Annotated in this window: 17 protein-coding genes; 6 read left to right on the top strand and 11 right to left on the bottom strand. The window is 56.1% G+C overall.

All coding sequences use genetic code 11. The features are described from left to right. Positions 1-38 precede the first annotated feature (38 nt). The 6 genes from ACFQH2_RS14035 to ACFQH2_RS14010 form a co-directional block, all read right to left on the bottom strand. Positions 39-422: a hypothetical protein gene (locus tag ACFQH2_RS14035; protein ID WP_377054609.1), complete on the bottom strand. Its 384-nt coding sequence runs from the start codon at positions 420-422 to the stop codon at positions 39-41. A gap of 142 nt (positions 423-564) precedes the next feature. Continuing rightward, positions 565-1731, bottom strand: coding sequence for a hypothetical protein (locus tag ACFQH2_RS14030; protein WP_377054607.1), 1167 nt, complete (start codon positions 1729-1731; stop codon positions 565-567). 791 nt (positions 1732-2522) lie between these two features. Beyond that, the gene (locus tag ACFQH2_RS14025; protein WP_377076855.1) at positions 2523-3077 is read right to left on the bottom strand and encodes a hypothetical protein; all 555 of its coding nucleotides are present in this window, start codon (positions 3075-3077) and stop codon (positions 2523-2525) included. A 20-nt stretch (positions 3078-3097) separates the two neighbouring features. Further along, a complete protein-coding gene (locus ACFQH2_RS14020) occupies positions 3098-3676 on the bottom strand; it encodes a hypothetical protein (protein ID WP_377076854.1) in 579 nt (192 codons plus the stop codon). A gap of 29 nt (positions 3677-3705) precedes the next feature. Continuing rightward, the gene (locus tag ACFQH2_RS14015) at positions 3706-5085 is read right to left on the bottom strand and encodes a hypothetical protein (RefSeq protein WP_377076853.1); all 1380 of its coding nucleotides are present in this window, start codon (positions 5083-5085) and stop codon (positions 3706-3708) included. Between the two features lie 11 nt (positions 5086-5096). Next, a complete protein-coding gene (locus ACFQH2_RS14010) occupies positions 5097-5522 on the bottom strand; it encodes a hypothetical protein (protein ID WP_377054599.1) in 426 nt (141 codons plus the stop codon). 113 nt (positions 5523-5635) lie between these two features. Here ACFQH2_RS14010 and ACFQH2_RS14005 point away from each other — a divergent pair, with 113 nt between their 5' ends. The 3 genes from ACFQH2_RS14005 to ACFQH2_RS13995 all read left to right on the top strand — a co-directional run bounded on the left by ACFQH2_RS14005 (position 5636) and on the right by ACFQH2_RS13995 (position 7412). Next, on the top strand, positions 5636-5851 hold the full coding sequence (locus ACFQH2_RS14005; RefSeq protein ID WP_377054597.1) for a hypothetical protein: 216 nt from the start codon (positions 5636-5638) through the stop codon (positions 5849-5851). 206 nt (positions 5852-6057) lie between these two features. Next, a complete protein-coding gene (locus ACFQH2_RS14000; RefSeq protein ID WP_377054595.1) occupies positions 6058-6570 on the top strand; it encodes a hypothetical protein in 513 nt (170 codons plus the stop codon). Positions 6571-6620: 50 nt separating this feature from the next. After that, positions 6621-7412 (top strand): hypothetical protein, encoded by a 792-nt coding sequence (locus ACFQH2_RS13995; protein WP_377054593.1) that lies wholly within the window; start codon positions 6621-6623, stop codon positions 7410-7412. A 273-nt stretch (positions 7413-7685) separates the two neighbouring features. Here the strand turns inward: ACFQH2_RS13995 and ACFQH2_RS13990 are convergent, their stop codons facing one another. The 3 genes from ACFQH2_RS13990 to ACFQH2_RS13980 all read right to left on the bottom strand — a co-directional run bounded on the left by ACFQH2_RS13990 (position 7686) and on the right by ACFQH2_RS13980 (position 10178). Further along, the gene (locus ACFQH2_RS13990) at positions 7686-8273 is read right to left on the bottom strand and encodes a tyrosine-type recombinase/integrase (protein ID WP_377057096.1); all 588 of its coding nucleotides are present in this window, start codon (positions 8271-8273) and stop codon (positions 7686-7688) included. A 1108-nt stretch (positions 8274-9381) separates the two neighbouring features. Continuing rightward, the gene (locus ACFQH2_RS13985; RefSeq protein WP_377076852.1) at positions 9382-9882 is read right to left on the bottom strand and encodes a hypothetical protein; all 501 of its coding nucleotides are present in this window, start codon (positions 9880-9882) and stop codon (positions 9382-9384) included. Beyond that, complete coding sequence (locus tag ACFQH2_RS13980) at positions 9801-10178, bottom strand: hypothetical protein (protein ID WP_377076851.1); 378 nt, start codon at positions 10176-10178, stop codon at positions 9801-9803. The genes ACFQH2_RS13985 and ACFQH2_RS13980 overlap by 82 nt, the downstream gene beginning before the upstream one ends. Before the next feature lie 233 nt (positions 10179-10411). Here ACFQH2_RS13980 and ACFQH2_RS13975 point away from each other — a divergent pair, with 233 nt between their 5' ends. The 3 genes from ACFQH2_RS13975 to ACFQH2_RS13965 are packed head-to-tail and all read left to right on the top strand — an operon-like array spanning position 10412 to position 11963. Then, positions 10412-10867: a type IV pilin gene (locus ACFQH2_RS13975; RefSeq protein WP_377054589.1), complete on the top strand. Its 456-nt coding sequence runs from the start codon at positions 10412-10414 to the stop codon at positions 10865-10867. Next, complete coding sequence (locus ACFQH2_RS13970) at positions 10851-11441, top strand: type IV pilin (protein ID WP_377076850.1); 591 nt, start codon at positions 10851-10853, stop codon at positions 11439-11441. Before ACFQH2_RS13975 ends, ACFQH2_RS13970 begins: the two co-directional genes overlap by 17 nt. A gap of 30 nt (positions 11442-11471) precedes the next feature. After that, on the top strand, positions 11472-11963 hold the full coding sequence (locus ACFQH2_RS13965; protein WP_377054585.1) for a type IV pilin: 492 nt from the start codon (positions 11472-11474) through the stop codon (positions 11961-11963). Between the two features lie 40 nt (positions 11964-12003). Here ACFQH2_RS13965 and ACFQH2_RS13960 read toward each other — a convergent pair whose 3' ends face one another. Together ACFQH2_RS13960 and ACFQH2_RS13955 are read right to left on the bottom strand one after the other, a co-directional pair. Then, a complete protein-coding gene (locus ACFQH2_RS13960; RefSeq protein ID WP_377054583.1) occupies positions 12004-12276 on the bottom strand; it encodes a hypothetical protein in 273 nt (90 codons plus the stop codon). Position 12277: 1 nt separating this feature from the next. Continuing rightward, positions 12278-12592, bottom strand: a complete 315-nt coding sequence (locus tag ACFQH2_RS13955; RefSeq protein WP_377054581.1) for an ArsR family transcriptional regulator — start codon at positions 12590-12592, stop codon at positions 12278-12280. Positions 12593-12726: the final 134 nt, after the last annotated feature.

Genomic DNA, 12726 nt, shown 5'->3' with positions numbered 1-12726 from the left:
CACTCCTATCGAGAACGCGAGATACATCTCTAAAATAGCTAAAAAACCTCTTTAATCGAGATTTTTCCCTGTTTGGTATCACGGTGATCACCGCCCCCATGCCACCGTAGCAGCGGGAGATCGCCCGCTCGAACCATCCTGTCGTCGAGGACGGTACACCCCGATCGCCCGTGTGGCCGATACACTACGAAACAGTACCAGCCGTCGTGCCGTCGAAGCTTCTCGTGGTACTGCCGATACACTTTGAAGTTCCCCGGCTGACCGTCCGAGTGCTCACGCATCGTCGATTTGATCTCGACAGGCGTCCCGTTCCCGAACCGGGCATCGTACCAGCTCGCCCGCTCCAGCGAGAACCGACGCTTCCGCGCCATCCGCTTCTCGCAGAGGGTGCCGAAGTGGTTCGCTCGCTTCGAGCGATTCACGCACACCACGCGCGTCGCGCGCCGATATATATACTCCGCGCCGCCCGCCCATCGGTCGCCCCGCTCCCTCGGAGCGGGGCAGGCTGTGGGCCTCTACTAAAGGGGTGTACGTTGGGGTTGCCACCCTGCCACCGTACCGGAGTCATCCGATTACCTCCTCGACTTTGGCAAGGGTCTCGGAGTGTTTCCCCTCGTCGTGGTACTCGTTCCAGCGCGTTCGCACCCACTCGCGGCTGTACGGGACGAATTTCTCGACTTCACGGTTTGCCATCCCCTCCTCTTTGCATCGGATGGTGGTCCAGATTGCCGTCTGCCGGGCCGCCTCGTCGGCGTCCATCTCGTCGGTCTCCTCGCCGTACTCGGACCAGCTCCAGGCGCTCGCTTCCTTCGTGTTGAACCGCCAGTCGGTCGGCGGGATCCCGTCGATCTCGAACTCGACGTCGGCGAGCTGGCCGCCGCGGATCGCATCCGCGACGACGGCCTTCTTCTTCGAGGTCTTCTTGACGATCGTCCCGACGCGCCACATCATCGGGTGGATCGAGCGCTCGCCGTGGGCGATGTAGATCATCGCGCCGCCGTATTTGCGGATCTTGTAGATGAGCGGGGCCATCTTCTGGGCGGTCTCGTAGCCCTGCTTGCCGCGGCCCGACGCCGCCGAACTGAACTCGTCGCCGATGAACAGCTTCGAGCGCTGGGCGTGATCGAGCGGGTCGCCGTCCTGCTCGACCCACTCGCAGAGGGTGCCGTAGTCGCCGATCCAGCCGTCCCGGACGTCGCCATCGTCGTCGACCCAGCGCGTCTTCTCTTGGAGCGACTGGATGTTAGTGCCGATCAGGCGGTCCTCGGGCTGGTGGTGGTCCCAGCGCTGGCCCAGCAGCCCAGCGAAATCCGTCTTCCCCGCGCCCATCTCGCCGAGCAGCACGATGATCGGCGCGGGACCAGTGATCAGGTCGTCGACCTTACCGATGGCCTTGATCCCGCTGACGTCCGCCCGCTGGTTGGTGTCGCCGGTGAGGTGTTTGAGCGTCGCCATGTCGCCGTTTTCGAGTGCTTCCCGACCGGTCTCGGTGCCGGCAACCCGGCGGATCGCCCGGTGTTTCCGGAGGTCCTTCGACTGGGCGGGCATCTGGTCGGGGCGGTCGGTCTCCTGTGGGTCGTACGCTGTCGCCCGGATCGCCAGCGCTCGCGAGACCTTCTCGTCGCGAACAATCCCAGTGTGTTCGTGGACGTCGTCGTTGCTCCGCTCGAGGAAATCCTCCTGGTACTCGCGGAACGTCGCCGCGGTGAACAGTTCCTGCTCGTCGGTCACTCGTCGACACCCCCGTCAGTGGCGGCCTGCTCGGGCGGGCGGTCCGGTCCGACTGGGTCGGGCGACCAGCAGCATGCTGTCGCTCGGAGTAGGATTCGAGGTCGTCGACGTCGAGATGGTCGTCGTCCTGTTTGACCTGTTCGAGTGAGTCCTCCCACGCCTCTTTGACCGCGAGTTGGGGCTCCATAAGCCCGCGCTCGTCTGCTTCGGCCTGGGCGTTGATCACGTCGTCCTGGACCTGGAGCCCACGCTTGCTGTCCCGTGCCCGGAGTGCGTTCAGGTCGAGCCACTTCTCGACGAACGTCTCGTGCAGGTCGTGTGCGAGCGTGCGGAAACTGACCAGTGCCGAGTCCTGCATCTGCGAGAGGTGGCTGCCGCGAACCCGGAGCTGGTCGAGTTCCTCGTCGTACTCGAACTCGCGCACCTCGAAGTCCTCGTTCTCGTTGACCCGGTACGGACTCGGCCCGTCGACGTCCTTCTCCGACCAGATATCCGGTGAGACGAGGTACTTCTGGCGGGTATCGGTCGCCGCGTTGATGTGGTAGACGGTGGTCCAGTTGCGGGTTCGGAGCTTCCGAACACCGCTGATGAACACGGCGAACAGCGGCGGACCGAGCAGGAGCAGTGCCGCGAACATCCCGCCAGCGATCGGGGGATACCCGGCAGACTCGGACGGAACCAGACCAGCGCCAGCCCGATCGAGACCGCGACACCAGCCACGATCAACTGGCCCTCTGCAAGGATGTACGTGATACGATCCGACCAGCCGCCGAAGGTGCCACTCGTGTCTGTCATACTCCTGCCTCCACGACGCCGTTCGCTTCCTGCCTGAGCACGTACGCCGCCGAGAGTGCCGCCAGTACCACGCTCATAGTGACGCCCGTGAACAGGCCACTCGTGCCGCCGAACGCCTCGAAGGGATCCTGCGCTTGCCCGCCAGTCGAGAGGTACGCCCCGCCACCCTGTGCGAGACTCTGCTGGGTGGAGATCGTGACCGCCGTCCCTCTCTGCTGAGCATCCCGTGTGGCAAACGTCACGACTGACTCGCCCTCTGGAATCTCGAACCGATTGTAGTTGAACGCTCCCGACCCTTCCTGGAAGCCGCCCGCTTCGGTGACTGCTACCTTCGTCGGCGCGTCGGCGTCGAGCGTGATCGTGAACACTCCGCTATCATACGACCAGTCCATTACCCGCGTCTCGGTGTCGATCACCTGCTCGGCCTCGTCGCCGAGGTCGTCGTCGAGCGGCTGCGTCTCGTTCTCGGTCTCGTTCGTCGGCGTCTCCTGTGCCGCGACGCCCATCCCGCCCATGCCCACAGCCAGCGCTACCGTTACCGTCAGTAGCACGAAAAAGAAACGTCGCATGGTCAGTTCCCGAGGAACGGAATCGCGTCACTCAGTACGCCCCAGATCACCGAGACTACTACGACCCCGATCACCGCGATCCCGGCGAAACTCCCGCTCAGATCAGGAGCGGATGGCACACCTGGAAGCCACGCACCACCATCATCATCAGCGACTCTTCCAGGTCGTTGATGAGTTGTGTCTGTTTCTCCAGCCGGTCTCAGCGTTGCCTGAGTGTCTACCGTTGTCGCGTCACTAACGTAGTCGTGGCTTCGCTCGTAGTTGACCGGCGGCACTATGTCGATGCTGTCGATTGTCTCACCTTCCGCGAGCGTGGTGGTACTCAGTACGTATTCGGTTCCGTCTTCGGTCACGTTCCCGATGGGTTGGGTGTCGTTCGTCACGTCACCTTTCACCTGCACGGAGTATCCCGAGTGGTCTGCCGGGTACTTTAGCGGGTCCGGTGCGCCGTCACCTGACCAAACGACCACCCGACCGCTCGCGCCAGCCTCCGCGCCCCGGCTCTCGCTGTCCACTGTCTCCTGATTTTTGACACCCTGAACGTCGATTATCTCCAGCGGGTCACTCCCACTCAGGACCATGGTTTCGAACTGAGTTTCTCCGTCTGTGTCTAGCTCAGACTCATAGCCGAAGTACGCAGATCGTAGTCGCTCGCGGCGATTGTGGTCCCCGGAGAGATCGAGGGCGCAGGGTCTACCGAAAACTGGGGGAAAACCAGCCCCGTGAGTTCGTCGGCCTGAATGTCAGGATGCGAGACCGTCGCCTCGTATCCTGCCGCCTCACTGTCCGGCACATCCGCTCCGATTGCGACCAACTCGGTTGCGAGTCGCGTCATCTCGTCCGAATCGCTGAACTGGTCGATGATCTCTTGCGGGCCGAGAATATCAGCCGGGTCAATCGCCCCCTGCTGAATCCCATCATACAGTGTGCTAACGTAGGTACTCAGGTCCGTGGTGATCTCGTTGTAGGCGGTGTGAATCCGATCGATGATCTCCTCATACGTGCCGACAGACAACCATTCCACGTCTGCGAGGTCCGTATCAGTGACGTAGTAGCTTCCTGAGGAATCATCTCCGGTCGATTTGTTGAGGAAGCCGTTACCCCACGCGATAGGCTTCACCTTGTAGGTGGTCCCGCTAATGTCGATCCCACTAACGAGCATCTTTAGCTCAGATTCTCGCCCGTCGAGATTTGACGCCGGGACCGGGAGGTTCGGTATTGTCCACTCCCACAAAAGGGATTGGGACGTGGTTGCCGCGTCCGTTTGTCCCGCGCTGACCATGCTCGCGTTTGTCTCTGCGGAGAGGTCGAGGAGCGAGAGAGAGTAGTTCGACGATCCGCTAGAGATAGAGCTAAGACCGTTATTCTCGTGAGCGACCATCTGCTCTATCATCGCGTTCATACCGGTATTGTACCGCTCGACGATATTCACAACACTTCGGGTCGTCTGCTTGTCGAGTGCATCCTTCGCCGCCGCGAGCGCCGCCGATTCACTGTTTCCATTGGTGATCTCCCTGACCGCCGCAACCCGCACCTCTTGCCATGCAACACGCCCGTACGGCGTGTTTTGTGGGTCGGTCGGGTTGAGATATTCCTGTTGTAGCTGATTCACGAACTCGTCTCGACCCTGAGACACTGCCGACGCCGCTTGATAGATCTGATTTTGTAGAACGTCGTCCGGGTCGAGTTCCGTATCGCCGTCGACGCGCCACGACTGGATACCAACGCCTGCCGCCGCTCCAGCCGCAAAGAGCGCCGCGCCACCGACTGCTAGCGAGATACCGATAGCCTCACTCTCGCCGGTCATGTGACCACTGCCGAGACCTACTGCCGTCGCCCCAGCCGCCGCAGTCCCTCTCAGGAACATCCGCCGATCGAGCGACCTGTTTGGAACCGGACCTGGGACGTCTTTCTGAGCGCTGGGCGTTGGGCTGGCGTCAGTCGTCGCACTGTCCTGCTCGGTCGCATCGTGAGAGGTTGTTGTTGCCATGTTCGAGGACCTCACTTGTAGGCGATCAGGTAGAACGCGGCGCCGTTGAGCATCACCAGGAACCAGCCGAGGAACCACTGGGAGACGACGGCTCCAGAGACCACCGGAACGAGCGCCATACTGATGTTCAGCACCACGGCGAGCAGGAGCACGATCGTCTCCATATCGGTAAAGTCGTCGACCGACGTCTGGCCGTTGGTCACCCACGCGGTGACGATCGTGATCATCGTAATCACGAACCCGAGGGTGATCTCCGAGCCCCCTGCGGCGTACAGCACGTCCTCGAAGCCCCAGTTGATCGGATCGTAGAGCTGGACCGTCCCGACTGCCGCGGTCGAGAACGTCGCCAGCACGAACAGTGGAGCGAGTAGTGCGTCGATCAGGTCGATACCGTCCTCACGTCGGACCCCGTCAGGGATCCAGTTTGCATAGGACATTGCGATCAAGGCGGCCACACGCGCCCGCTTGAATGTCCGGAATCTGCTACTACTGGGGCCACACTATGTACACAGTATAAACAACTAAGTGGCAAGGTGTGGCCGAGGCTATCATGTTCCGAAAACTAGGAGATCACAGCGGGACGCCAACCGTCTCTCTCAGCAAAGATGAGTTGCAACTCGACGGGATCGTGACCGACGACGGCGAGATTCCCGACGATCAGGAGATGTACGTGAACCGCATCGGTGAGGGTGCGTACCTCGTGCGCGCTGTTGAGGACGGCGAGATTCCCAATATCGATTTGCGAACCAGCCCGCATAATGAGTGATAAAACCTTATTGACCTAATATAATCGCAAGTAAAAATGATCCAAAATAAGTTTAATGCCGTAATACAAACAAGCCAATATGCCAATTTGTCCAGATTGTAAACCGGGAACAGACGTAGAAAATTATAGAAAATCAAATAATACTGACAGCTCAGGTTTGACTTGGAAAACCTGTGATGAGTGTGGGACTCTTTTCATTCCGTGAGATGACTGATGATCAAGACTCCGATCAAGAACCTGCTTTACAAGACGCAGAGTTCCCTTCTAGTACATCTGGACTGGAAGAGGCCCGAAGAAGATTTGACTTAGAACAAGAGAGGAGCGATGTCATCGAAAATAAGGCGGGGACAGTATTTGCACTTAATGCGATTATAATCACTGTTACATCAATAATTGAAGGTCTGTCGAGCCACTCTACAGTAATCATAATTTTCCTATCTATGCTCTCTGCAGGTCAAGCCCTTCGTGTTTTAAGCGTCTATGACTATCAGAGACCTATGCAGAACGCTCGAAATATATCCAGATATATTAACTTCTCAAAAGAAGAGTTTGATAGAAAATTCATAGAACTTTATATAGAAAGCACGGAGAACAATAGGTCGATAAATAATGAGCGCGTGAAAAAATACCGTATTTCTCTATTTCTAATTATACTTGCAGTCACAGTGCTTGCACTACTCACTGTTGAGGCCCAGTTGAACCTATGTTCAGCGATTTAACAAAGAGATGTTACCAAGCCTTTATAACCAATCTACAATGATTATGCTCCATGACAATTTGTATATCTGTCCTGTGTGAAGACCAGGAAGCGGCAGTTGTTGGCGCGGATCGTATGGTAACAGATAGAACACTGCCTATTGAGTTTGAGTCAAGTGATTCCAAATACCAACCATACCGATCCGAAAATATTAGGCTAGTAATATCTTCTGCTGGTCCTGCTTTGGCACCTGCTACGATCAACCGTGCAGTTGAGGATTCTATTGACGATATTGAGAGCGTTCAGCAAGCCGTAGAAATAGTCAAGAATGTGTATATCTCTATGAAGCAGACCAAATTTGAGGAAGAAATCTTGTCCCAGCGAGGAATTAGCTTTGATGAGTTCTACGAATCAGGTATGTATAACTCCGGTAGAGGTGAGGCTTGGGATAAAATGTACAGTGAATTTGAGCTTGGTTTGGATGTAATAGTAACTGGGCATGATGTAAATGGTTCTCACACATACCGCGTATCAGATAAAGGAGGGTACAATGGATTAGTAGAGTCTTTTGCTAACATAGGGTTTGATACTGTTGGAACTGGATCAAACTTAGCTCGTGATACACTCACTAGCAGGTATTCTAGAGACTTAACGATAGAAGAATGTCTTTATGTTGTTTATGCAGCATTGATGAATTCAGCACAAGCGCCAGGTGTTGGAAATAAATTTGATTTGACGATTGTTGACGGAAGTGGACCTCGCGAAGTTTCTGAGCAGACACTAACTGCTATACAGAAGTTGTTCTATGATAACGAAGAAGCCAATCGATATCCGCAAGAAGTCAATAGCAGTATAGAAATTTAATCTCGAATCGATTCCTGAGTGGTGTTGGTGAACGGATTCTCTATATCAACATCTGAGGTATCCGACTCCCTGTTTGCGTCTTCACGACGCAGCTCTTTGAGGGACTTACTGGCATCATTCCCTCTGTGGGGTGCACTGTTCATGACATGTACTTCTTTGCAGCTCCATAATAAAACTTGGTGTCTTAAGCAGAGCTTGCATGTACATAAAACGTCCTTCACGGGCAAGAACGTGGTGAATAGCCTACAGAGGCTACTGATAGAGCACGGACAGCTAAAGCCAGTCAACCTTTCCTCTTTCTCGCTCTTGGGCTTCGGGCGAGTACGTCCCCCGATAGTGCTCCAGAAAGGTCTCCAGATCGTTCCACCCTCCCCAGTCGCAGACCAGCAGGGCGTCGACGTCGGCACTGGCAAGCGCGGTCGCCCAAGTCCGCCGGAGATCGTGAAAGCCGAGGTGATCCCAGCCGACCTCTCCGGTTTCGTCCTGGAGGCGATCGGCGGCGGTCTGAATCCAGCGCCGAAGTGAGCGCGTCGAGGTGATGTCGAGCAGCGACGAGCTGGCGCTGGCGTCGCGTACGTCGTCGATCGTGCGGATGGTCGTGGCGAGATCCCGCGGGACCGGCGTCTCGCGGTACTGGTCGCCTTTGCCGTGCCAGACCCGGAGCATCGTTCCGGCGTCAGTGTCGACGACGTCCTCGGGAGCCACGTTGAGGACCTCGTGAGAGCGGAGCCCGCAGCGAGCGCCGAGCGAGAACGCGATCCGCTGCTGGGTGCCGTCCGCCTGAGCGATTAGTTGATCAACTTCGGTCTGACTCAGCCAGACCTTCATGTCGTCTCTGTGAGCGTGGGCTTTCAGGTTCATGTCCGAGTAGCCTGTAACCCGGACGGCCACACGGGAGGTAAAGGGGTTTTCGGTGGGGGTGGGAAGGGTGATCGGGGCCGAATCCGTCCGACTTTCTCCTCATTTCCGGACGCTATTTTCGGGCCATTCGGACTGAAATACGCAGTAAGTAGGTTTGCGTGTGAACTATCCTTTTAGTACCATGATTGACCATGCGCAGATTTGAACCGCAGGGCCGATGAACACATAGTTGTGATGAAGACTAATCCTGCCCGTCTGGAACGGGACTATATGTTTGTCAAGATTGTGGAGATGGGTTCGAGAACCCCATGAATACGAGCGAATGTCCCACGTGTGGTGGACCACTAAGGAACACGACCTACCCCCACGACTAATATGGAATATTCCAAAATAAGGCAGGTAATCGACCAATCGGTTGAGTTTCCAATCACGCAAGAGAACTTGGTTGAACAATTGGGGACAGTAGAGTTAACGCCCCCTACAGGCGATCCAGTTCCTCTCAGTGAGATACTGACACAAGCTAACGAACCGACATATATCTCAGCTGAGATGCTCTATACGACGATTGTTGGAAACTTGGATGAATCATTCATCGGACGCAAATACTACGATGACCGAAGTGGATCCAATACTCCTCCAGACAAGAGACGCTCTACACAGCAATCCTTCTGATAGTTACAAACTCTGTACGTATCGAAGCCAACTTCCCGACTTTCTCCACATTTCCGGACGCTATTTCCGGGTCGTTTGGACTGAAATACGCAGTAAGTAGGTTTGCGAGTAGCTCATCACCACCACACTGAGTGTGAACTACTGTGAATCCACAGACCGTTCGAGCGCTTTGAGACCAAGATAGACGACTGCTCCGACGAAGAGACCCTCTATAGCTACGCTCGCCACAGTAGATTCGATTGAAGTTATATGTACTATTTGAGCGATTGCTACCCCAAGAGCCGCAAAAATACCGGCGGCAAACGCAAACTTGACTCGGCTCATATTCTAGTTAGAGAATATACTCGAATGATTGTTTCGGTGGTAGACAGTACTCAGTATATTTCCTGTACGTACCGAAGCCAACGTCCCGACTTTCACACTCTTTCCGGACTGCTCACAACGACCGGAACTTTCCGTACAGCGCGTCGGCGGCCTCACTGGAGAGGTAGATGTTCTTTTCGCTGACGGTGACCGGCTCGCCTGCGACGTCTTCGATTAGATTTGCTAACTCCTGGAGGTATGCCTCAGATCGTTCCTCACGAAAGCCCATCATGAAACGCTCGCCTTGGGGTGTCTGTCGGTTCCGAATGTAGACGTCGACGAACTCGTACCGGAGTTCGTCCGAGACGTCGTCGAGATACTCCGGCAGCGAAAACTCCGATTGGTCGCTCTTGTCTCCCTGTGGCGCACCGAGTACGACGAGCGCCCGCCCGAGGACGCTGGCGTGGTCCGTGGGCACGATCTCGGTCGCTCTATCGGATTCATCCGCTCGCTCGCGTCGCCAGTCGATCCCGAGCGTGTCCAGCGCGTCGGTCACGCGCGGTTCGGTCGCGTCGTCGACGGCGAAATGCGGGACGTAGGTCCCCGTGGAGATCGAGCCCCCGAGAGGATCCACGCGACGAGCTGGTTCAGTGCCGCGAACTCGTCGGAGTCAACGCCCTCGAACCACCCGCGCTGTTCGGCGACTTCGACGGCGCGGGCGGGATCGGGCTTTGCGCCGTTCTCCCACGCGCGGATTCGACCGCGCGGCATCTCCAGTTTCGACGCGAGCGCGCTCGATCCGCTGTCGGGATGCCGGGCGGCGACGTCGAGATACTCCTGATAGTCTTCGACGGCGTCCCAGGGGTCCGCCCGGTTCTGTACGTTATAGGTCCTCGCAAGCGATTTCGGAGTTAATTTAGTTGTTATCATTTACTTATAATTTACATGCAAACTGGGTTACAACTGTGATGTAATATTTCATATCTGGCTTAAGTTTTATTACGGATGAATGTATTCTCTTGTGTAACGCCGACAGCACGCGAAAGGACAGGCGAGGAGGGGTGTCAGATCCCATGAACCCCTTGCCTCATCGTACCCCACGCAAGTGTACGATATTAATCCTTTGGCGGAAATCGGCGCAAACAAGCTACAAAGGATATACAATGGATTTCAAGAAACTACTCGAAACGGACGACGACGAACGCGCGGTCTCGCCGGTTATCGGCGTGATCCTTATGGTCGCGATAACGGTGATTCTCGCGGCCGTTATTGGGGCGTTCGTGATTGGTATCGGTGATGATCAGCAAGAGGTCCCGACTGCTAGCTTTAATTTTGATCAATCTGGTAGCTCTCCGGTAGAGGTAGATGTCACTCATCAATCGGGAGATACCCTTCAACAAGGAAATATAGATGTCACCGTAGATGGAGATCAAGCAGAATCCGGTAGCGGCAATCCCGTTTGGGCCAGCACCGGAGAGATTACCGCTGGTTCTTCTGTCACAGTGGATCACAAAGACGGATCGCAACTGGCCGGTGGCGAAACGATTCGTATAGTTTGGACCTCCGACAGCGGAGGAGACTCCAGTGTCCTAACCGACTACGATGTGCAAACGCCATGAGACTGAATTCCTAGTCAGTGATGACGCTGCAGTCTCCCCAGTTATAGGGGTTATTCTAATGGTTGCAATAACAGTCATTCTTGCCGCTGTTATTGGTGCATTCGTGATCGGAATCGGTGACGATCAATCAACAGTTCCGCAGGCCAGCTTGGACTTCAGTCAAAGCACGGTGAATTTCACAGATGGAACTGCACCTCCCCACTCATCGAATTTGACCGTTGTCGACATTTCTCACCAGACCGGTGGTACACTTGACGAAGGTAACATCGATATTACCGTAGATGGTGATACGGCATACGGTATTACGCCACAGACTGGTCCTTCAGACGATGATGTTGAGGAACTGTGGTCAAGCAGTGGTGAAATTAGTGCCGGGAACAGTGTCCGTGTTGTCTTTGGATCTGTAAACGACTACGATAATACGGACTCAGTCAACTACGTAGACGCAGCAGACGAAATTAATGAAGTGAACAACCCTGAGGAGGGACTCTCGTCAGGGGATACCATCCGCGTAGTGTGGACAGCTGACGATGGCAGCGACTCCAGCGTCCTGCAGGAGTATACCGTCAACTAATCGGACCCACCACAGTCCGTTCACACGCAAATGACTCACTTTCTTTCAGATGCCGACGCCCAATCATCAGTCATCGGTACGATCCTACTCGTCGGAATAGTGGTGATCCTCGCTTCAGTACTCGGTATCTTCGCGATCGACCTGTACCAAGGTGCGGGAGACGCCGAGCCCTCGCCCGACGTGCGCTTCGACGTCGAGCAGTACGGCAACGGCGACCAGCAGGTCCGCCTGTACCACATGACTGGGAACACGATTGAGGAGGTCGAGACGATCTCGGTCGTCATCGACGGCGAGACGGTGAGCGACACCGGCGCGGACTGGTCGGACTCAGCCGAGGGCTTGCGCTCGCAGAGTTCGCTGTACATCGCCGCCGACGGCAGTGGGAGCTACCTGACTGACGACAAAGCGTCGATCAGTGGGTCGGAAGCCCTTGACGCAGGCACCGAGATATCGGTGATCTGGAACAGCGCCGACACCGACTCGTCGGCGACGCTGTTCGAGTACGAAGTCGAGAAGCGATAGCGCTCCTTCTCTTTACTCTCTCAAAATCCGCAAGCTACAGCTATACTCGCCGGGGACGTGGCTGATGCTCGGCGTCGAGGTCGCCAGCGAGATACCGCTGGCCTTCGCCGGTTAGCTCGAACGAACTCATCCCGACGCGGTGGACTAACCCGGCGTACTCCAGTTTCGCCAGTCGCTCGGCGACGTGATCGGGCGAGACCTTGCGGAACACCTCGCGGGAGATCAGCTCCGCGGTAGCCATATCTTCGGAGTCGAGAAATTCGAGGATACGCTCGTCCTCGCGTTTCATCCAGTGGGCGGACTGTCGGTTCATCTCACACCCCTCCTGGTGACGTGACACCGTCGTCAGTGTCCTCGCTCTCTTTGATCTCGTCGGGTTCGTCCTCGTAGGTCGAAATCTCGCCGTCGAGATATCCCTCTCCCCGTTCCGTGATGATGTAGACGCCGTTGCCGAGATGCTGTACCAGCCCACGCTCGTTTAGTTTCTTCAGTCGTCGCGAGACCTGTGGCGGTTGTACTCGAATCTGTTCACGTTCGGCGAGTTTCGAGGGCGTACCGGAATCCTCGTCCCGGAGGATTTCGAGAATCCGATCATCCCAGATCGTCATCCACGCACCAGACCGTCTCATTGTGCATACAGATGTAGTCTACGTACGTAATTCACGGGTATGTTTCTTTAGTAGAAATTAATGTGCTCGAAGGATGGTCGTTGCATTTATGTAATGGCCATTCTTTGTGTGTCTCACGGGATCACCCCCACCCA

Source organism: Natronoarchaeum sp. GCM10025703, assembly GCF_042661985.1.
GTDB lineage: Archaea > Halobacteriota > Halobacteria > Halobacteriales > Natronoarchaeaceae > Natranaeroarchaeum.
The sequence above is the reverse complement of the archived record's forward strand: the minus strand, read 5'-3'. Positions and strand labels throughout refer to the sequence as shown.

Bases quoted from the DNA above. Each gene is read 5' to 3' on its own strand.
- ACFQH2_RS14015 (WP_377076853.1), bottom strand. From the start codon at position 5,085: ATGGCAACAACAACCTCTCACGATGCGACCGAGCAGGACAGTGCGACG.
- ACFQH2_RS13995 (WP_377054593.1), top strand. From the start codon at position 6,621: ATGACAATTTGTATATCTGTCCTGTGTGAAGACCAGGAAGCGGCAGTT.
- ACFQH2_RS14005 (WP_377054597.1), top strand. From the start codon at position 5,636: ATGTTCCGAAAACTAGGAGATCACAGCGGGACGCCAACCGTCTCTCTC.
- ACFQH2_RS13965 (WP_377054585.1), top strand. From the start codon at position 11,472: ATGACTCACTTTCTTTCAGATGCCGACGCCCAATCATCAGTCATCGGT.
- ACFQH2_RS13980 (WP_377076851.1), bottom strand. From the start codon at position 10,178: ATGATAACAACTAAATTAACTCCGAAATCGCTTGCGAGGACCTATAAC.
- ACFQH2_RS13975 (WP_377054589.1), top strand. From the start codon at position 10,412: ATGGATTTCAAGAAACTACTCGAAACGGACGACGACGAACGCGCGGTC.
- ACFQH2_RS14010 (WP_377054599.1), bottom strand. From the start codon at position 5,522: ATGTCCTATGCAAACTGGATCCCTGACGGGGTCCGACGTGAGGACGGT.
- ACFQH2_RS14000 (WP_377054595.1), top strand. From the start codon at position 6,058: ATGACTGATGATCAAGACTCCGATCAAGAACCTGCTTTACAAGACGCA.
- ACFQH2_RS13990 (WP_377057096.1), bottom strand. From the start codon at position 8,273: ATGAACCTGAAAGCCCACGCTCACAGAGACGACATGAAGGTCTGGCTG.
- ACFQH2_RS13955 (WP_377054581.1), bottom strand. From the start codon at position 12,592: ATGAGACGGTCTGGTGCGTGGATGACGATCTGGGATGATCGGATTCTC.
- ACFQH2_RS14020 (WP_377076854.1), bottom strand. From the start codon at position 3,676: ATGGTCCTGAGTGGGAGTGACCCGCTGGAGATAATCGACGTTCAGGGT.
- ACFQH2_RS13960 (WP_377054583.1), bottom strand. From the start codon at position 12,276: ATGAACCGACAGTCCGCCCACTGGATGAAACGCGAGGACGAGCGTATC.
- ACFQH2_RS13970 (WP_377076850.1), top strand. From the start codon at position 10,851: ATGTGCAAACGCCATGAGACTGAATTCCTAGTCAGTGATGACGCTGCA.